The organism is Escherichia sp. XD33 (assembly GCF_019375075.1).
In the GTDB taxonomy this organism is placed as follows: Bacteria; Pseudomonadota; Gammaproteobacteria; order Enterobacterales; family Enterobacteriaceae; genus Enterobacter; species Enterobacter flexneri_A.
The window spans coordinates 1-18,821 of record NZ_JAENDM010000020.1; the positions used below are offsets into that span (position 1 = coordinate 1).

An 18,821-nucleotide genomic window follows, 5' to 3' on the forward strand; every position below is an offset into this window, starting at 1 on the left:
TTCAGGCGAATGCTGTTTACGGGGTTTTTTACTGGTTGATACTGTTTTTGTCATGTGAGTCACCTCTGACTGAGAGTTTACTCACTTAGCCGCGTGTCCACTATTGCTGGGTAAGATCAGCAAGTGGGTTGGTGCGGCAATGTCTGCGCACTTAACTGTTGATACCAATGATGATGGTGTGCCAGATGCTTACGGTCCTGTTTACAATGACAACGGGGTTGTTATTGATACCAGTACAGGCACCGAAGCAACTGCAACTTTGATCGATATCGCAGCTAACAGCCTGTGGCCTTCATCAACTGTTGGTGTAGAAAACAGCGACTCTGAATACAGCGAATTTGATCACATCATCGGTAACGAAGTTTACCAGAGCGGTCTGTTCAATGTGACCCTGAACACCGGTTCACAGTGGGATACCACCAAAACTTCTCTGATTGATACTCTGAGCATCAACAGTGGTTCAACTGTTAATGTTGCTGATTCAACGCTGATTTCTGACTCTATCTCTCTGACAGGTCTTTCTGCGCTGAACATCAACGAAGATGGTCATGTTGCAACTGATTCACTGACTGTCGACAACAGTACCGTAACCATTTCTGATGAAGTTTCTGCTGGTTGGGCTGTAGGTGATGCTGCTCTGTATGCCAACAACATCAAAGTGACTAACGACGGTATTCTGGATGTAGGTAACACTGCGGCGAATGCTCTGCAGGTTGATACTCTGAACCTGACCAGCACTACTGATACCAGTGGTAACATTCACGCTGGTGTGTTCAACATCGAAAGCAACCGCTTCGTACTTGATGCAGACCTGACCAACGACCGTACCAACGATACTACCAAGTCAAACTACGGTTATGGCTTAATCGCAATGAACTCTGATGGTCACCTGACCATTAACGGTAACGGCGATAACGACAACACTGCTTCTATCGAAGCTGGTCAGAACGAAGTTGATAACAACGGTGACCATGTTGCAGCTGCAACCGGTAACTACAAAGTTCGTATCGACAACGCTACTGGTGCTGGTTCTATCGCTGACTACAACGGCAACGAGCTGATCTACGTCAACGACAAAAATAGCAACGCGACCTTCTCTGCTGCTAACAAAGCTGACCTGGGTGCATACACCTATCAGGCTGAACAGCGCGGTAACACCGTTGTTCTGCAACAGATGGAGCTGACCGACTACGCTAACATGGCACTGAGCATCCCGTCTGCGAACACCAATATCTGGAACCTGGAACAAGACACCGTTGGTACTCGTCTGACCAACTCTCGTCATGGTCTGGCTGATAACGGCGGCGCATGGGTAAGCTACTTCGGTGGTAACTTCAACGGCGACAACGGCACCATCAACTATGATCAGGATGTTAACGGCATCATGGTCGGTGTTGATACCAAAATTGACGGTAACAACGCTAAGTGGATCGTCGGTGCGGCTGCAGGCTTCGCTAAAGGTGACATGAATGATCGTTCTGGTCAGGTAGATCAAGATAGCCAGACTGCCTACATCTACTCTTCTGCTCACTTCGCGAACAACGTCTTTGTTGATGGTAGCTTGAGCTACTCTCACTTCAACAACGACCTGTCTGCAACCATGAGCAACGGTACTTACGTTGACGGTAGCACCAACTCCGACGCTTGGGGCTTCGGCTTGAAAGCCGGTTACGACTTCAAACTGGGTGATGCTGGTTATGTGACTCCTTACGGCAGCATTTCTGGTCTGTTCCAGTCTGGTGATGACTACCAGCTGAGCAACGACATGAAAGTTGACGGTCAGTCTTACGACAGCATGCGTTATGAACTGGGTGTAGATGCAGGTTATACCTTCACCTACAGCGAAGACCAGGCTCTGACTCCGTACTTCAAACTGGCTTACGTCTACGACGACTCTCACAACGATAACGATGTGAACGGTGATTCCATCGATAACGGTACTGAAGGGTCTGCGGTACGTGTTGGTCTGGGTACTCAGTTCAGCTTCACCAAGAACTTCAGCGCCTATACCGATGCTAACTACCTCGGTGGTGGTGACGTAGATCAAGATTGGTCCGCGAACGTGGGTGTTAAATATACCTGGTAATATTCTTCACTCCGAAGAAATTCTGGTAATTTAATCTAAATAATGCCCGTCAAGGATTTGACGGGCATTACTGCAAAGGACGCGCAAATGTTATCTGTAGTTAAACCTCTTCAGGAATTTGGTAAGCTCGATAAATGTTTGTCCAGATACGGTACGCGCTTCGAGTTTAATAATGAAAAGCAAGTTATATTTTCCAGTGATGTCAATAGCGAAGATACTTTCGTTATTTTAGAGGGAGTTATCTCTCTGCGTAGAGAAGAAAACGTACTTATCGGTATTACCCAGGCTCCTTATATTATGGGGCTGGCTGATGGTTTAATGAAAAACGATATACCATACAAATTAATATCAGAAGGAAATTGTACGGGATATCATCTACCAGCCAAACAAACCATTACGCTTATTGAACAAAATCAACTCTGGCGAGACGCTTTTTACTGGTTAGCCTGGCAAAATAGAATTCTGGAATTACGCGACGTGCAGCTCATTGGGCATAATTCCTACGAACAAATCCGCGCAACATTATTATCAATGATTGACTGGAATGAAGAGTTGCGCTCACGTATTGGTGTGATGAATTATATCCATCAACGTACACGCATATCGCGTTCTGTCGTCGCAGAAGTTCTCGCTGCTTTGCGTAAAGGCGGCTATATCGAAATGAATAAAGGCAAACTGGTCGCTATCAACCGTTTGCCTTCAGAGTATTAATCAGGACGCGGGGATAACCAACGGTTTATTCCCGCTTAGCTCGGTCACCAGGTCATTGATGCCATCGCTCATATTTTTAAAGCGCGTCAACGGCGAACGAGTGACCACCACAAACGCGCCAATATTCTTCTGCGGGATCATCGCCATATAGGTAATGAAACCGCCACCACCGCCTGTCTTCTGAATAATCCCCGGACGACCCTCTTTCGGGGCCATATATACCCAGCCTAAACCAAGCGCATCCGCTTTGCCGGGGACATCCATGCCAATCACTTTCGTAAACTGCGCGCGCGGATAAATCAACGTCTGCATGCGATCTGCCTGGTTACTGCGCTGATAAAAATCAGATGACAAATACTGCTGCATCCAGCGCATCATATCGCCAGGCGTGGAATAGACGCCGCCGCTGCCAATTGCCGCCAGCGTGTTATTGCACGGACTGGCACCGCGCTCAGCAACCATTAAACGGCGGCACTGATCCGGTGAGGGGGTGTAGGTGGTGTCTTTCATCCCCAATGGACGGGTAATCTGCTCTTCAAACAACTGGGTATAAGGCTTGCCGGACGCATTCGCCAGTGCATCTGCCAGCAGGTCGAACGCAAGGTTAGAGTACGCCGCCTGACTGCCTGGCGCGGCTTTCAGCTTCGCCGTAGAAAGGTATTTCCAGCGTTGCTCGCGCGTTGGCCAGACAAACACCGGACGATGTGCCGCGCCACCGGGCTGTTCACGGGGCAGGGCGCTGGTATGGGTTGCCAGATTCACTAGGGTAATGGGCGTCCCATTGTAGGTCGGCACGCGTGCGCCTGGCGGAGCATATTTACTTAGCGGATCGTTTAACTTTACGGTCCCCTGGTCGAGCAATTTCACCAGCATTTCACTGGTCATTAGTTTGGTGAGGGAAGCAATACGCACGACCGAATCCAGCTGCGGGCGAACGTTATTACCAGGTCGCGTTTCGCCATAACTACGAAAGACGCGCTGGTTACCGTCGATAACAACCAGCGCCATCCCCGTGGCACCGCTGCCGTAAAAAATATGATCGGCATAACGATCGACAATATCAGAGGCAAACTCCGGTTCAGTGATCGGCTGCGCCGCATGGACGGAGGTCAATGACGCCGCACACAGCACGGCAGAAAAAAGCAGACTACGTTTCAACGGTGGTGTCCATAAATTGAATGAAGGTAACTGAGCGTATTTATACTACTCATTGATGGATTGCAAAGGGCGAATTAGTGCAATAATAGTGTTAAAAACGTAACGGCGCGTAAACACGATCTTTTTCCTGCTCACCAATGCCTGCATTTGTGATCCTGCGCGTGTTAATCCGCTTATGTAAACAATCTTTGGTTTGTGAAATCCGTCGAAACAATTCTTATGGTCAGGCTGGCGAACTAAGCACCTTGCTATGGGTCACAATGGGCGGTTTCATTTGGCTGACGCTTTGTAGTGGTCATGCGGTTAATACACAGCAGTTGTTAAAACGATAAGAAGTTAGCAGGAGTGCATATGTTTAAATCTTTTTTCCCAAAGCCGGGAGCGTTTTTTCTCTCGGCCTTTGTTTGGGCATTGATTGCCGTTATCTTCTGGCAAGCCGGTGGGGGAGACTGGGTGGCGCGTATCACTGGCGCTTCCGGGCAGATCCCGATTAGCGCCGCGCGTTTCTGGTCGTTGGATTTCCTGATTTTTTACGCTTACTACATTGTTTGCGTAGGACTTTTTGCATTTTTCTGGTTTATCTACAGCCCGCACCGTTGGCAATACTGGTCAATACTCGGTACTGCACTGATCATCTTCGTCACCTGGTTTTTGGTGGAAGTCGGGGTCGCCGTCAACGCCTGGTATGCACCGTTCTATGATCTGATTCAAACCGCGCTAAGTTCGCCGCATAAAGTCACTATCGAACAATTTTACCGCGAAGTGGGCGTCTTTCTGGGGATTGCGCTGATCGCTGTGGTGATCAGTGTGCTGAACAACTTCTTTGTCAGTCACTACGTGTTCCGCTGGCGTACGGCGATGAACGAATATTACATGGCGAACTGGCAACAACTGCGTCATATCGAAGGGGCCGCACAGCGTGTGCAGGAAGACACCATGCGTTTTGCTTCAACGCTGGAGAATATGGGCGTCAGTTTTATCAACGCCATCATGACGTTGATCGCCTTCCTGCCGGTGCTGGTAACGCTCTCCACGCATGTGCCGGAGCTGCCGATTATCGGGCACATTCCGTATGGTCTGGTGATTGCCGCTATCGTCTGGTCGCTGATGGGGACCGGATTGCTGGCAGTGGTAGGGATCAAACTGCCGGGGCTGGAGTTTAAAAACCAGCGAGTAGAGGCCGCCTACCGTAAAGAGCTGGTTTATGGTGAAGACGATGCCACGCGTGCGACGCCGCCTACGGTACGCGAGCTGTTTAGCGCCGTGCGGAAAAACTATTTCCGCCTCTATTTTCACTATATGTATTTCAACATCGCCCGCATTCTCTATTTGCAGGTCGATAACGTTTTCGGTTTGTTCTTGCTGTTTCCGTCAATTGTTGCCGGTACGATTACGCTCGGCCTGATGACGCAGATTACCAACGTTTTTGGTCAGGTTCGCGGTGCTTTCCAGTACCTGATTAACTCATGGACCACACTGGTTGAGTTGATGTCTATCTACAAACGTCTGCGCAGCTTTGAACATGAACTGGATGGTGACAAAATTCAGGAAGTAACCCATACCTTGAGCTAAAAAGGAGAAGTAATGTCGCGCGTCAATCCTCTATCTTCGCTGTCATTGTTGGCGGTTCTGGTTTTAGCGGGGTGTAGTAGTCAGGCTCCGCAACCGTTGAAAAAGGGCGAAAAAGCGATAGATGTGGCGAGCGTCGTGCGGCAGAAGATGCCTGCGAGCGTGAAAGACCGCGATGCCTGGGCGAAAGATCTCGCCACCACCTTTGAAAGTCAGGGGCTGGCACCGACGCTGGAAAACGTCTGCTCGGTGCTGGCGGTGGCGCAGCAGGAGTCAAATTATCAGGCAGATCCGGCCGTTCCGGGCTTAAGCAAGATCGCCTGGCAAGAGATTGACCGTCGTGCTGAACGGATGCACATTCCTGCTTTTCTGGTTCATACCGCGCTAAAAATCAAATCGCCAAACGGCAAAAGTTATAGCGAACGGTTAGATTCGGTGCGTACAGAAAAGCAATTGAGCGCGATTTTTGACGATCTGATCAGCATGGTACCAATGGGGCAGACGCTGTTTGGTTCGCTTAATCCGGTGCGCACCGGTGGGCCGATGCAGGTCAGCATTGCTTTTGCCGAACAGCATACCAAAGGGTATCCGTGGAAAATGGACGGTACAGTTCGTCAGGAAGTCTTCAGTCGCCGCGGCGGGTTGTGGTTTGGTACTTACCATTTACTGAATTATCCCGCCAGCTATAGCGCACCGATATACCGCTTTGCTGATTTTAACGCTGGCTGGTACGCCAGCCGTAATGCCGCGTTTCAGAACGCAGTCAGTAAGGCCAGCGGCGTGAAGCTGGCACTGGACGGTGATTTAATTCGTTACGACAGTAAAGAACCCGGGAAAACCGAACTGGCAACGCGCAAACTGGCGGGAAAACTGGGGATGAGCGACAGCGAAATTCGCCGTCAGTTAGAGAAAGGTGACAGCTTCTCTTTTGAGGAGACGGCGCTGTACAAGAAAGTTTATCAACTTGCCGAAGCGAAAACGGGTAAATCACTACCCCGCGAAATGTTGCCTGGCATTCAACTGGAAAGCCCGAAAATCACCCGCAACCTGACTACGGCCTGGTTTGCGAAGCGCGTAGACGAACGGCGGGCGCGTTGTATGAAACAGTGATCAAACAGGAATGTCATGCCAGATAAGGCGTTTTAGGCCGTATCTGGCAACGTAAATCTTACTGGCGGCGATGTCGCCAGTGCAGCCATAGCGCCACCACTGCAAAAATGAGGCAGCCTACTAAAAACGGGATCAGCCCGAAAATGGTGCCGACACCTAAACCAATTTCCACCCGTGGGCGACCTGTTTCCTGGACCTGCATTAAACGCTCATAGACGCCGGGCGCATGCACTAACAGGTTCAGCAATTGCGCCCCAGCCCAAAAGCAAAACAGCACAAACAACGCATAGGCAATGTTGCCAGGCGTTGAAGAGGCATTGCGATATTTTCCGCTAAACAGCGATTTTGACAGGGTGAAATCAGCCATAAAAACCTCCGGAAGTCATCTGCTTCTCTTCTGGTGTGATACCAGCGGCTTATGGCAAGTCTGACAGGTCATTTAGATTGTCAATATCAGAATCATGGTAAATTGATGTTGGGAATATTCCCGAAGCGTGAATCTTCGTTGTGAGTCACAAAATGGCAACCTTAAGTTAAATTTATTAACAATTACGAAAATGTTGTCTACACCACAGACGGTTGTTACAGAATATGCAAGGATGTTGTTTTTCGTTAACGGAGCTGCCATGAATCTGCCTGTAAAAATCCGCCGTGACTGGCACTACTATGCGTTCGCCATTGGCCTTATATTCATTCTTAATGGCGTGGTGGGGTTACTGGGATTTGAAGCAAAAGGTTGGCAGACCTATGCCGTCGGTCTGGTGACGTGGGTGATTAGTTTCTGGCTGGCGGGGTTGATTATTCGTCGTCGCGATGAAGAAACTGAAAACGCCCAATAAGAATATTATCGGGCGTTAAAATATTACATTGTGGTTTTCAATGCGTTATCCGCAGCGTGACGCTCCAGCGCCAGCTCAATCAAACGTGTGATCAGATCGGTGTAACCCAGACCGCTGGCTTGCCACAGCTTCGGATACATACTGATGTTGGTGAAGCCAGGCAGTGTGTTGATCTCGTTGATCACCACTTCGTTCTCTGGGGTTAAAAACACGTCTACACGCGCCATGCCTGCGCATCCCAACGTCTGATAAGCCTGAACGGCAATCGCCCGGATCTTATCGTTGATCTCTGGTGCAATGGCTGCCGGAACTACCACTTTCGCGCCATCTTCGTCAATGTACTTGGTGTCGTAGGCATAGAAGTCGCTGGTGAGTACGATCTCTCCACAGGTGCTGGCTTGCGGATTGTCGTTGCCCAGAACTGCGCATTCGATCTCACGACCTTTGATCCCTTGCTCAACGATCACTTTATGATCGAACTCGAACGCCAGATCGACGGCAATTGCGTACTGTTCTTCACTGGTTACTTTGCTGACACCAACAGAAGAGCCCTGATTAGCCGGTTTTACAAACAGTGGTAACCCCAGTTTAGACTCCACTTCGGCAAAACTAATGTTGTGACGATTGGCGCGCGTCAGGGTAATAAATGGCGCAATGTTCAGCCCGGCATCGCGTAGCAGACGTTTGGTGACATCTTTATCCATACAGGCTGCTGAAGCCAGAACATCAGAACCTACAAACGGTAAATTGGCGACCCGCAGCATTCCCTGCAAGGAACCATCTTCGCCCAGCGTACCGTGGACAATCGGGAAAATGACATCCACCGTCGGCAACGGCTGACCGTTTTGCGCGTCGATAAGCTGATGCTCATGTTTACCTGGCACCTGCGCAAGGCTGGTCGCCGAAGGGCGCAACGCAATATGGGCAGGATCGTCTGCATTTAGCAGATAATTGCTGGCATCGCTGACGTGCCATTGCCCTTGTTTATCAATGCCCAGCAGCACAACGTCGAAGCGACTTTTATCAATGGCATCGACAATGTTTTTTGCCGATTGCAGAGACACTTCATGTTCCGCTGATTTACCACCAAAAACGATTCCTACCCGCAGTTTTTCCATCTTAAAAACCTATCCCGTCTAACACAAAGTGCATACATTACCACGACAAAACGGGGGATTCGCGGCCTTCTGAAAGATTGTTGCAATCTTCTGCTGACAAAGCGTGCAACGTACTGGTGAAGAAAGTGCGTTATCTCAAAGATGTGCGCAAGATCACAAAAATGATGAACGGGAAGCTAATTTATTCCTGGCTTAAATGGCCATGCGGTGAGTTTTTTTCTCTTAATTATAAGTTAACGAAGAGAATATATTTCATAACTTTTATTTATAATAAAGGTTGATAATTAAAAGCCTATATTTTGTGTGGGTAGTTATTTAAATAAGAGAAACGTTTCGCTGGTAATCAAACAAAAAATATTTGCGCAAAGTATTTCCTTTGTCATAAAAATAATACTTCCAGACACTATGAAGTTGTGAAACATAATGTTAACTTCTCCATACTTTGGATAAGGAAATACAGACATGAAAAATCTCATTGCTGAGTTGTTATTTAAGCTTGCCCAAAAAGAAGAAGAGTCGAAAGAACTGTGTGCGCAGGTAGAAGCTTTGGAGATTATCGTCACTGCAATGCTTCGCAATATGGCGCAAAATGACCAACAGCGGTTGATTGATCAGGTAGAGGGGGCGCTGTACGAGGTAAAGCCCGATGCCAGCATTCCTGACGACGATACGGAGCTGCTGCGCGATTACGTAAAGAAGTTATTGAAGCATCCTCGTCAGTAAAAAGTTAATCTTTTCAACAGCTGTCATAAAGTTGTCACGGCCGAGACTTATAGTCGCTTTGTTTTTATTTTTTAATGTATTTGTACATGGAGAAAATAAAGTGAAACAAAGCACTATTGCACTGGCACTCTTACCGTTACTGTTTACCCCTGTGACAAAAGCCCGGACACCAGAAATGCCTGTTCTGGAAAACCGGGCTGCTCAGGGCGATATTACTGCACCCGGCGGTGCTCGCCGCTTAACGGGTGATCAGACCGCCGCTCTGCGTGATTCTCTTAGCGATAAACCTGCAAAAAATATTATTTTGCTGATTGGCGATGGGATGGGGGATTCGGAAATTACTGCCGCACGTAATTATGCCGAAGGTGCGGGCGGCTTTTTTAAAGGTATCGATGCCTTACCGCTTACCGGGCAATACACTCACTATGCGCTGAATAAAAAAACCGGCAAACCGGACTACGTCACCGACTCGGCTGCATCAGCAACCGCCTGGTCAACCGGTGTCAAAACCTATAACGGCGCGCTGGGCGTCGATATTCACGAAAAAGATCACCCAACGATTCTGGAAATGGCAAAAGCCGCAGGTCTGGCGACCGGTAACGTTTCTACCGCAGAGTTGCAGGATGCCACGCCCGCTGCGCTGGTGGCACATGTGACCTCGCGCAAATGCTACGGTCCGAGCGCGACCAGTGAAAAATGTCCGGGTAACGCGCTAGAAAAAGGCGGGAGAGGATCGATTACCGAACAGCTGCTTAACGCTCGTGCCGATGTTACGCTTGGCGGCGGCGCAAAAACCTTTGCTGAAACGGCAACCGCCGGTGAATGGCAGGGAAAAACGCTGCGTGAACAGGCACAGGCGCGTGGTTATCAGTTGGTGAGCGATGCTGCCTCACTGAATGCGGTGACGGAAGCGAACCAGCAAAAACCCCTGCTAGGACTGTTTGCTGACGGCAATATGCCAGTGCGCTGGCAAGGACCGAAAGCAACGTACCACGGCAATATCGACAAGCCCGCAGTTACCTGTACGCCTAATCCGCAACGTAATGACAGCGTACCGACCCTGGCGCAGATGACTGATAAAGCCATTGAATTGTTGAGTAAAAATGAGAAAGGCTTTTTCCTGCAAGTTGAAGGTGCATCAATCGATAAACAGGATCACGCTGCGAATCCTTGTGGGCAAATTGGCGAGACGGTCGATCTCGACGAAGCCGTACAACGGGCGCTGGAATTCGCTAAAAAGGATGGCAACACGCTGGTCATAGTCACCGCTGATCACGCCCACGCCAGCCAGATTGTTGCGCCGGACACCAAAGCGCCGGGCCTCACCCAGGCGCTAAATACCAAAGATGGCGCAGTGATGGTGATGAGTTACGGGAACTCCGAAGAGGATTCACAAGAACATACCGGTAGTCAGCTGCGTATTGCGGCGTATGGCCCACATGCCGCCAATGTCGTTGGACTGACCGACCAGACCGATCTCTTCTACACCATGAAAGCCGCCCTGGGGCTGAAATAAAACCGCGCCCGGCGGTGAATTTTCGCTGTCGGGTGGTTTTTTTGCTGTTAGCAACCAGACTTAATGGCAGATCACGGGCGCAAACGCTCATGGTTAAAACATGAAGAGGGATGGTGCTATGAAAATAACATTACTGGTTACCTTGCTTTTCGGACTGGTTTTTTTAACCACCGTCGGCGCTGCCGAGAGAACCTTAACCCCGCAACAACAGCGTATGACCTCCTGTAATCAGCAGGCGACGGCGCAGGCGTTGAAAGGGGATGCTCGTAAGACCTACATGAGTGATTGCCTGAAGAACAGCAAGTCTGCGCCTGGTGAAAAAAGTTTGACGCCACAGCAGCAAAAGATGCGCGAATGTAATAATCAAGCAACGCAACAATCTCTGAAAGGTGATGATCGTAATAAGTTTATGAGTGCCTGCCTCAAGAAAGCCGCCTGATACCTGATAGTGCTAACGGGTGAGCTACGAAAGTGGCTCACCCGAAATTTCATACTTCTGCCTTTAGCCCCGTCTCTATAATTTGGGAAAATTGTTTCTGAATGTTCCCAAAAATAATGAATGATGAAAACTTTTTCAAAAAAGCGGCGGCGCATGGGGAGGAACCTCCTTTAACTCCTCAAAACGAACATCAGCGGTCCGGGCTGCGCTTCGCCCGTCGCGTCAGACTACCCCGTGCGGTTGGCCTGGCTGGCATGTTCTTACCGATTGCTTCAACGCTGGTTTCGCACCCGCCGCCGGGCTGGTGGTGGCTGGTGTTGGTCGGCTGGGCGTTCGTCTGGCCGCATTTAGCCTGGCAGATAGCGAGCAGGGCCGTCGATCCGCTTAGCCGGGAAATTTACAACTTAAAAACCGATGCAGTATTAGCGGGAATGTGGGTAGGCGTAATGGGCGTAAACGTGCTGCCTTCCACCGCGATGTTGATGATTATGTGTCTGAATTTGATGGGGGCAGGCGGCCCCCGTCTGTTTGTCGCGGGTCTGGTGTTGATGGTGGTTTCCTGCCTTGTCACCCTCGAGCTGACGGGCATTACCGTGTCGTTCAATAGTGCGCCGCTGGAATGGTGGCTCTCCCTTCCCATTATTGTCATTTATCCTCTGCTGTTTGGCTGGGTCAGCTACCAGACGGCAACCAAACTGGCGGAGCATAAACGCAGGTTGCAGGTCATGAGTACCCGCGACGGCATGACGGGCGTGTATAACCGACGTCATTGGGAAACTATGTTACGCAATGAATTTGATAACTGTCGGCGGCATAATCGCGATGCAACGTTACTGATTATCGATATCGACCATTTCAAGAGCATCAACGATACCTGGGGCCATGATGTGGGCGATGAAGCGATAGTGGCGCTTACCCGACAGTTACAAATTACCCTGCGCGGTAGCGATGTGATTGGTCGGTTTGGCGGCGATGAGTTTGCAGTAATCATGTCCGGTACGCCAGCTGAGAGCGCTATTACCGCCATGTTACGAGTGCATGAAGGGCTAAATACATTACGTTTGCCGAATACGCCACAGGTAACTTTACGGATTAGTGTGGGGGTTGCGCCGCTGAACCCACAAATGAGTCACTATCGTGAGTGGTTGAAATCGGCAGATTTGGCGCTTTACAAAGAAAAGAAAGCCGGACGTAACCGCACCGAAGTGGCGGCCTGACGTCCGGCGAAAGTCATCAGGATTTGCTGAGTTTTTCTGATTTTTCCATACACTTCGTCATCGCTTCGATCACTGCGGCACGGAAGCCTTTCTCTTCCAGTACGCGTACCGCTTCAATGGTGGTGCCTCCCGGTGAGCAGACCATATCTTTCAGTGCCCCCGGATGTTCTCCCGTTTCCAGCACCATTTTTGCGGAACCCATTACTGCCTGAGCGGCAAATTTATACGCCTGGGCGCGTGGCATCCCGCCCAGCACGGCGGCGTCGGCCATCGCTTCGATAAACATAAATACGTAGGCTGGCGAAGAACCGCTCACACCGACCACCGGGTGGATCATCGGCTCAGCAATCACTTCCGCTTCGCCAAAGCAGCGGAAAATATTCAGCACATCAGCGGTATCTTCTGGGGTTACCAGCGCGTTTGGCGTTACGGAGGTCATCCCGGCATTAACCAGCGCGGGAGTGTTCGGCATGGCGCGGATAATTTTCCGGTCATGGCCCAGCGCGCGGGCAAGTTGGTCGAGCGTGACACCTGCAGCAATAGAAACGACCAGAGAGTCTTTATTCAGGCTGGAGGTGATTTCGCTAAGCACTTTAATCATGATGCCAGGTTTAACGGCAGCAAAAATGATGTCGGCGATTTGCGCCACTTCTTGCGCTGATTCTGCGGCGTTGATGCCGAACTGGTCATGCAGGGCGGCGACTTTATCCGGGGAGGGGGTATATACCCAGATTTGCCCTGGAAGCACCTGACCGCTGGCAATCAGACCGCCGAGAATGGCTTTTCCCATATTGCCGCAGCCAATAAAACCGATTTTCTTTTCCATTGCCTCACTCCTGCCGTGAAATTCATTGTTTTGATAATCGCTGGCAGAAGCATAAACAGAACTATGCCGGAAGGCAAAAGCGCGACACAATAGAGGATTACCCAACAAAGGATGACTTTATGACAATTTGGGTGGATGCCGACGCGTGTCCCAATGTAATTAAAGAGATTTTGTATCGCGCGGCGGAACGTATGCAGATGCCGCTGGTACTGGTAGCAAACCAGAGTTTACGCGTGCCGCCATCGCGATTTATTCGTACGCTGCGCGTCGCGGCAGGTTTCGACGTTGCCGATAACGAAATTGTCCGGCAGTGTGAAGCGGGCGATTTGGTGATCACCGCAGATATACCTTTGGCTGCTGAAGCCATCGAGAAAGGCGCTGCGGCGATTAATCCGCGCGGCGAACGTTACACGCCAGCGACCATTCGTGAGCGCCTGACGATGCGCGATTTTATGGATACCTTACGTGCCAGTGGGATCCAGACCGGCGGACCAGATAGTCTTTCACAACGTGACCGCCAGGCCTTTGCTGCGGAGCTGGAGAAATGGTGGCTGGAAGTGCAACGTAGTCGCGGCCAAATGTAATTTATTATTTACACTTCATTCTTGAATATTTATTGGTATAGTAAGGGGTGTATTGAGATTTTCACTTTAAGTGGAATTTTTCCTTTACAATCGAAATTGTACTAGTTTGATGGTATGATCGCTATTCTCATGACACCGGCTTTCGCCGCATTGCGACCTATTGGGGAAAACCCACGATGACACAACCTCTTTTTCTGATCGGGCCTCGGGGCTGTGGTAAAACAACGGTCGGAATGGCCCTTGCCGATTCGCTTAACCGTCGGTTTGTCGATACCGATCAGTGGTTGCAATCACAGCTCAATATGACGGTCGCGGAGATCGTCGAAAGGGAAGAGTGGGCGGGATTTCGCGCCAGAGAAACGGCGGCGCTGGAAGCGGTAACTGCGCCATCCACCGTTATCGCTACAGGCGGCGGCATTATTCTGACGGAATTTAATCGTCACTTCATGCAAAATAACGGGATCGTGGTTTATTTGTGTGCGCCAGTATCAGTCCTGGTTAACCGACTGCAAGCTGCACCGGAAGAAGATTTACGGCCAACCTTAACGGGAAAACCGCTGAGCGAAGAAGTTCAGGAAGTGCTGGAAGAACGCGATGCGCTATATCGCGAAGTTGCGCATATTATCATCGACGCAACAAACGAACCCAGCCAGGTGATTTCTGAAATTCGTAGCGCCCTGGCACAGACGATCAATTGTTGATTTTCGAGCGCCTATACTTAACGTTCATCCCGTGAAATAAGGAAGAACGATGCCAACGAAACCGCCTTATCCTCGTGAAGCATATATAGTGACGATTGAAAAAGGAAAACCAGGACAGACGGTAACCTGGTACCAACTCAGAGCCGATCATCCTAAACCAGACTCGTTGATCAGTGAACATCCGACCGCTCAGGAAGCGATGGATGCGAAAAAACGCTATGAGGACCCTGACAAAGAGTGACCGCATCAGACTGCTCGGAAGGGATTCTGAGTGCCACTACAAGGGATCTGCGTCACATTTTTCATAATTCATGTTTTTCTAATAATTAGAATATTAAACAATAACAATCCATTACTGGAATCATTTGGAATCTTTACATTATGCCGTGCACGTCTGCTGCTACGCTTTTTGTCATTTGTAGCACAAGTAAGTGTCAGCAGTGGTGCTTCACACTTGCCCGGTAATTAACGACGAAAGAAAAGTAAGGTGGATGAACAATGAGTGCGTCGTTGGCGATCCTGACCATCGGCATTGTACCTATGCAGGAAGTTTTGCCGCTCCTGACGGAATACATTGACGAAGATAATATTTCCCATCATAGCCTGCTGGGGAAGTTAAGTCGTGAAGAAGTGATGGCGGAGTACGCGCCAGAAGCAGGCGAAGACACCATTCTCACATTATTAAATGACAACCAGCTGGCCCATGTTTCGCGTCGCAAAGTGGAGCGTGACCTGCAAGGTGTGGTTGAAGTGCTCGATAATCAGGGTTATGACGTCATTTTATTAATGAGTACAGCAAACATTAGTAGTATGACTGCGCGTAATACGATCTTTCTTGAGCCGTCGCGAATATTGCCTCCACTGGTTTCCTCTATTGTTGAAGATCATCAGGTGGGGGTTATCGTTCCGGTTGAGGAGATGCTGCCCGTTCAGGCGCAAAAATGGCAAATTTTGCAGAAATCGCCGGTATTTTCATTGGGTAACCCCATTCATGATTCAGAACAAAAAATCATTGATGCCGGGAAAGAATTACTGGCAAAAGGGGCTGATGTCATCATGCTGGATTGTTTAGGATTTCACCAACGTCATCGCGATTTACTGCAAAAACAGCTCGATGTTCCTGTCTTGCTGTCTAACGTATTGATTGCACGGCTGGCTGCGGAATTACTGGTGTAATTTTGCGTGACAGCCAGCGCCTCTGGCCCCTATAGTGAAGTAGATGTTCAACTACCAAACAGGGCCAGTTTATGCTTCAAAGTAATGAGTACTTTTCCGGCAAAGTGAAATCAATCGGCTTTTCCAGCAGCAGCACTGGTCGCGCCAGCGTGGGTGTTATGGTTGAAGGCGAATACACCTTCAGCACCGCTGAGCCGGAAGAGATGACGGTAATCAGTGGCGCGCTGAATGTGTTACTGCCTGACGCGACCGACTGGCAGGTGTATGAAGCCGGTTCGGTGTTTAATGTTCCCGGTCACAGTGAGTTTCATCTGCAAGTTGCCGAACCCACCTCTTATCTGTGCCGCTATCTGTAATTCCTCGCCTTCCCCTTGAACGGGAGGGCATTTTTCTGAAATATCCTTTCTTTAACCCATAATAATATTTCCTTTGCTGCGATTTTTTCAATTTCCGATATATTCATAATTTATCAAGGTTGATATAAATATCAGTGAAGATCTCCAGATATTGTTGCGGAACTGGCTACGATAAAAGATAAATCAGATGATGAATGGTGGCGTGCATTGCTGCAAAGTCGCAATGATCATTTACGCCAAACGGCATTGCGCAACGCACATACCCCGGCGTTGTTGTTAACGACATTGACTGAGCCTCAGGATCGGTCGCTGGCTATTAATAATCCACAGCTGGCTGCCGATGTGAAAACGGCGTGGTTAAAAGAGGATCCATCATTACTCTTATTTGTCGAACAACCCGATCTTTCGCTGTTACGTGATTTAGTGAAAACCGGGGCAACGCGGAAAATTCGCAGTGAAGCGCGTCACCGGCTTGAGGAAAAACAATGACACAACGTCCATGGAGCAAGTTACAGCGTAAAACGCATAATATTGCTGCGCTAAAAATTATTGCTCGCCGTAGCGAATAATTATATGCCTGGTGTGGCTTCGTACGCCGGATAAGACGCGGCAGGCGTCGCATCCGGCATTAAAGGAAAATCAGCAATTAACGTTGTGCTTCGCCACCTAATCCTTCAATCAGGTTTTGAATTAACGCTGCCAGTTCACCAGTCATCAGGATGAAATCGGCATCAAAACGCTGGGCGAAATCTTCACGGTCGATATCTTCGTTTTGATCGCGCAGCTCGTCGCAGAACTTCAGACGCTTGAGCGAACCATCGTCGCACATCACAAACTGAATGCGCTGCTGCCAGTCGAGCGCCAGTTTAGTCACCACTTTTCCGGCTTCAATGTGATTGGTGATCTCTTCGCTGGTCAGATCTTGTTTCTTCGCGCGGATCACGCCGCCATCTTCCAGCAACGATTTCAGCTCGGCTTCATCAAGCAGCTGGAAGCCCTGTGCCGCACTACCGGAGCGAACCCATTCGGTCAGCGTCAGTTCAATCGGGTTTTCCATGCTCAATGGTACAACCGGTAACGACCCCAGGCTTTTACGCAGTAATGCCAGCGTATCTTCCGCTTTTTTGGCACTGGCGCAGTCCACCATAATCAAACCGTTAACCGTGTCGATCCACATCATTGTCTGGCTAAAACGGCTGAAAGCACGCGGCAGCAGAGAGTGCAGCACTTCGTCTTTCAGCGAATCTTTTTCGGTTTTCTTCAGCTTACGCGCCTGTTCCGCTTCCAGTTTGGCGATTTTCGCTTCCAGCGCCTGTTTAATCACCGGAGACGGGAGGATTTTTTCTTCTTTGCGCGCGCAGATAACAATTTGACCATTGGCAACGTGCGTTAACGCATCGCTGTGCGATCCCATCGGAGGAACCCAGCCCATCTTCGCCATGTCCTGGCTGCCGCATGGGGTAAATGCCATCGAGGCTAGCTGTTTTTCCATCTCTTCTGCACGCAGCGAAATCTCGCGGCTAAGACGGTAAACCATTAAATTTTTGAACCACAGCATGATAATTTCCACGGCCTTGTCGTTAAATTTAGCGGGCATGATAACGAATTGTCGGCGGCCTTGCATTGCCAATCCGGTTGTCCGTCTCTACGCTATTGATATTGAAAAAAATAAGGAGAGTACCGTGCGTATAGGTATCGATTTAGGCGGCACCAAAACTGAAGTGATTGCACTGGGCGATGCAGGGGAGCAGTTGTACCGCCATCGTCTGCCCACGCCGCGTGATGATTACCGGCAGACTATTGAAACGATCGCCACGTTGGTTGATATGGCGGAGCAGGCGACGGGGCAGCGCGGAACGGTAGGTATGGGCATTCCTGGCTCAATTTCGCCTTACACCGGTGTGGTGAAGAATGCCAATTCAACCTGGCTCAACGGTCAGCCATTCGATAAAGACTTAAGCGCGAGGTTGCAGCGGGAAGTGCGGCTGGCAAATGACGCTAACTGTCTGGCGGTTTCAGAAGCAGTAGATGGCGCGGCAGCGGGAGCGCAGACGGTATTTGCCGTGATTATCGGCACGGGATGCGGCGCGGGCGTGGCATTCAATGGGCGGGCGCATATCGGCGGCAATGGCACGGCAGGTGAGTGGGGACACAATCCGCTACCGTGGATGGACGAAGACGAACTGCGTTATCGCGAGGAAGTCCCTTGTTATTGCGGTAAACAAGGTTGTATTGAAACCTTTATTTCGGGCACGGGATTCGCGATGGATTATCGTCGTTTGAGCGGACATGCGCTGAAAGGCAGTGAAATTATCCGCCTGGTTGAAGAAAGCGATCCGGTAGCGGAACTGGCATTGCGTCGCTACGAGCTGCGGCTGGCAAAATCGCTGGCACATGTCGTGAATATTCTCGATCCGGATGTGATTGTCCTGGGGGGCGGGATGAGCAATGTAGACCGTTTATATCAAACGGTTGGGCAGTTGATTAAACAATTTGTCTTCGGCGGCGAATGTGAAACGCCGGTGCGTAAGGCGAAGCACGGTGATTCCAGCGGCGTACGCGGCGCTGCGTGGTTATGGCCACAAGAGTAAAAAACGTAGGCAATTGGCGCATCATGCCTGATGCGACGCTTGCCGCGTCTTATCAGGCCTGCAAAATGTGCCAGAACCGCGTAGGGCGGATAAGGCGTTCA

21 protein-coding genes and 2 pseudogenes are annotated in these 18,821 nt (G+C 49.9%); 18 read left to right on the top strand and 5 right to left on the bottom strand.

The features are described from left to right. Positions 1-118 precede the first annotated feature (118 nt). Positions 119-2,086, top strand: a pseudogene (locus tag K0778_RS13335) (autotransporter outer membrane beta-barrel domain-containing protein); the annotation flags it as partial. 87 nt (positions 2,087-2,173) lie between these two features. Then, entirely contained in the window at positions 2,174-2,797 is a 624-nt protein-coding gene (gene iprA / locus K0778_RS13340; RefSeq protein ID WP_001295817.1) for a hydrogen peroxide resistance inhibitor IprA, read from the top strand. On the opposite strand, the gene ampH is transcribed toward iprA, so the two are convergent. Further along, entirely contained in the window at positions 2,798-3,955 is a 1,158-nt protein-coding gene (ampH, locus tag K0778_RS13345) for a D-alanyl-D-alanine-carboxypeptidase/endopeptidase AmpH (RefSeq protein WP_000830738.1), read from the bottom strand. Between the two features lie 351 nt (positions 3,956-4,306). Between ampH and sbmA the strand changes: the two genes are divergently transcribed. After that, a complete protein-coding gene (sbmA, locus tag K0778_RS13350) occupies positions 4,307-5,527 on the top strand; it encodes a peptide antibiotic transporter SbmA (protein WP_000477009.1) in 1,221 nt (406 codons plus the stop codon). A gap of 12 nt (positions 5,528-5,539) precedes the next feature. Then, entirely contained in the window at positions 5,540-6,634 is a 1,095-nt protein-coding gene (gene yaiW / locus K0778_RS13355) for a surface-exposed outer membrane lipoprotein YaiW (protein ID WP_000092069.1), read from the top strand. 58 nt (positions 6,635-6,692) lie between these two features. Here the strand turns inward: yaiW and K0778_RS13360 are convergent, their stop codons facing one another. Beyond that, positions 6,693-7,001, bottom strand: coding sequence for a YaiY family protein (locus K0778_RS13360; protein WP_000763151.1), 309 nt, complete (start codon positions 6,999-7,001; stop codon positions 6,693-6,695). Positions 7,002-7,260: 259 nt separating this feature from the next. Here K0778_RS13360 and K0778_RS13365 point away from each other — a divergent pair, with 259 nt between their 5' ends. Then, the gene (locus K0778_RS13365; RefSeq protein ID WP_001295334.1) at positions 7,261-7,473 is read left to right on the top strand and encodes a DUF2754 domain-containing protein; all 213 of its coding nucleotides are present in this window, start codon (positions 7,261-7,263) and stop codon (positions 7,471-7,473) included. A gap of 23 nt (positions 7,474-7,496) precedes the next feature. Here K0778_RS13365 and ddlA read toward each other — a convergent pair whose 3' ends face one another. Then, positions 7,497-8,591, bottom strand: coding sequence for a D-alanine--D-alanine ligase (gene ddlA / locus K0778_RS13370; RefSeq protein ID WP_000413677.1), 1,095 nt, complete (start codon positions 8,589-8,591; stop codon positions 7,497-7,499). Positions 8,592-8,668: 77 nt separating this feature from the next. On the opposite strand from ddlA, the gene K0778_RS13375 reads away from it, so the two are divergent. The 5 genes from K0778_RS13375 to adrA all read left to right on the top strand — a co-directional run bounded on the left by K0778_RS13375 (position 8,669) and on the right by adrA (position 12,486). Next, a complete protein-coding gene (locus K0778_RS13375) occupies positions 8,669-8,872 on the top strand; it encodes a hypothetical protein (protein ID WP_001300163.1) in 204 nt (67 codons plus the stop codon). A gap of 181 nt (positions 8,873-9,053) precedes the next feature. Next, positions 9,054-9,314 carry an anti-adapter protein IraP gene (gene iraP, locus K0778_RS13380; protein ID WP_000792970.1) on the top strand — a complete coding sequence of 87 codons (261 nt, stop codon included), beginning with the start codon at positions 9,054-9,056 and terminating at the stop codon, positions 9,312-9,314. Between the two features lie 100 nt (positions 9,315-9,414). After that, positions 9,415-10,830 carry an alkaline phosphatase gene (gene phoA, locus K0778_RS13385; protein WP_001351635.1) on the top strand — a complete coding sequence of 472 codons (1,416 nt, stop codon included), beginning with the start codon at positions 9,415-9,417 and terminating at the stop codon, positions 10,828-10,830. A 118-nt stretch (positions 10,831-10,948) separates the two neighbouring features. Next, positions 10,949-11,269, top strand: coding sequence for a phosphate starvation-inducible protein PsiF (psiF, locus tag K0778_RS13390; RefSeq protein ID WP_001295332.1), 321 nt, complete (start codon positions 10,949-10,951; stop codon positions 11,267-11,269). Between the two features lie 101 nt (positions 11,270-11,370). Next, positions 11,371-12,486 (top strand): diguanylate cyclase AdrA, encoded by a 1,116-nt coding sequence (gene adrA / locus K0778_RS13395; protein WP_063084646.1) that lies wholly within the window; start codon positions 11,371-11,373, stop codon positions 12,484-12,486. A 16-nt stretch (positions 12,487-12,502) separates the two neighbouring features. On the opposite strand, the gene proC is transcribed toward adrA, so the two are convergent. Beyond that, positions 12,503-13,312, bottom strand: coding sequence for a pyrroline-5-carboxylate reductase (gene proC, locus K0778_RS13400; protein WP_001295331.1), 810 nt, complete (start codon positions 13,310-13,312; stop codon positions 12,503-12,505). A 119-nt stretch (positions 13,313-13,431) separates the two neighbouring features. On the opposite strand from proC, the gene K0778_RS13405 reads away from it, so the two are divergent. The 7 genes and pseudogenes from K0778_RS13405 to K0778_RS13435 all read left to right on the top strand — a co-directional run bounded on the left by K0778_RS13405 (position 13,432) and on the right by K0778_RS13435 (position 16,698). Continuing rightward, positions 13,432-13,896, top strand: a complete 465-nt coding sequence (locus K0778_RS13405) for a YaiI/YqxD family protein (RefSeq protein WP_000158153.1) — start codon at positions 13,432-13,434, stop codon at positions 13,894-13,896. 176 nt (positions 13,897-14,072) lie between these two features. After that, a complete protein-coding gene (gene aroL, locus K0778_RS13410) occupies positions 14,073-14,597 on the top strand; it encodes a shikimate kinase AroL (protein ID WP_000193393.1) in 525 nt (174 codons plus the stop codon). 49 nt (positions 14,598-14,646) lie between these two features. Then, positions 14,647-14,838, top strand: coding sequence for a protein YaiA (gene yaiA / locus K0778_RS13415; protein WP_001142439.1), 192 nt, complete (start codon positions 14,647-14,649; stop codon positions 14,836-14,838). Between the two features lie 257 nt (positions 14,839-15,095). Beyond that, the gene (locus tag K0778_RS13420) at positions 15,096-15,773 is read left to right on the top strand and encodes an AroM family protein (protein WP_001276420.1); all 678 of its coding nucleotides are present in this window, start codon (positions 15,096-15,098) and stop codon (positions 15,771-15,773) included. Positions 15,774-15,844: 71 nt separating this feature from the next. After that, positions 15,845-16,129, top strand: coding sequence for a pyrimidine/purine nucleoside phosphorylase (gene ppnP / locus K0778_RS13425; protein ID WP_000941942.1), 285 nt, complete (start codon positions 15,845-15,847; stop codon positions 16,127-16,129). Positions 16,130-16,276: 147 nt separating this feature from the next. Continuing rightward, positions 16,277-16,618, top strand: a pseudogene (locus K0778_RS13430) (DUF2773 domain-containing protein); the annotation flags it as partial. After that, entirely contained in the window at positions 16,615-16,698 is an 84-nt protein-coding gene (locus K0778_RS13435) for a protein YkiD (RefSeq protein ID WP_120795376.1), read from the top strand. The pseudogene K0778_RS13430 and the gene K0778_RS13435, both read left to right, overlap by 4 nt. 77 nt (positions 16,699-16,775) lie before the next feature. Here the strand turns inward: K0778_RS13435 and rdgC are convergent, their stop codons facing one another. Then, positions 16,776-17,687, bottom strand: coding sequence for a recombination-associated protein RdgC (gene rdgC, locus K0778_RS13440; RefSeq protein ID WP_001298537.1), 912 nt, complete (start codon positions 17,685-17,687; stop codon positions 16,776-16,778). Positions 17,688-17,811: 124 nt separating this feature from the next. On the opposite strand from rdgC, the gene mak reads away from it, so the two are divergent. Then, complete coding sequence (gene mak, locus K0778_RS13445; RefSeq protein WP_001219309.1) at positions 17,812-18,720, top strand: fructokinase; 909 nt, start codon at positions 17,812-17,814, stop codon at positions 18,718-18,720. The last annotated feature ends 101 nt before the right edge of the window (positions 18,721-18,821 follow it).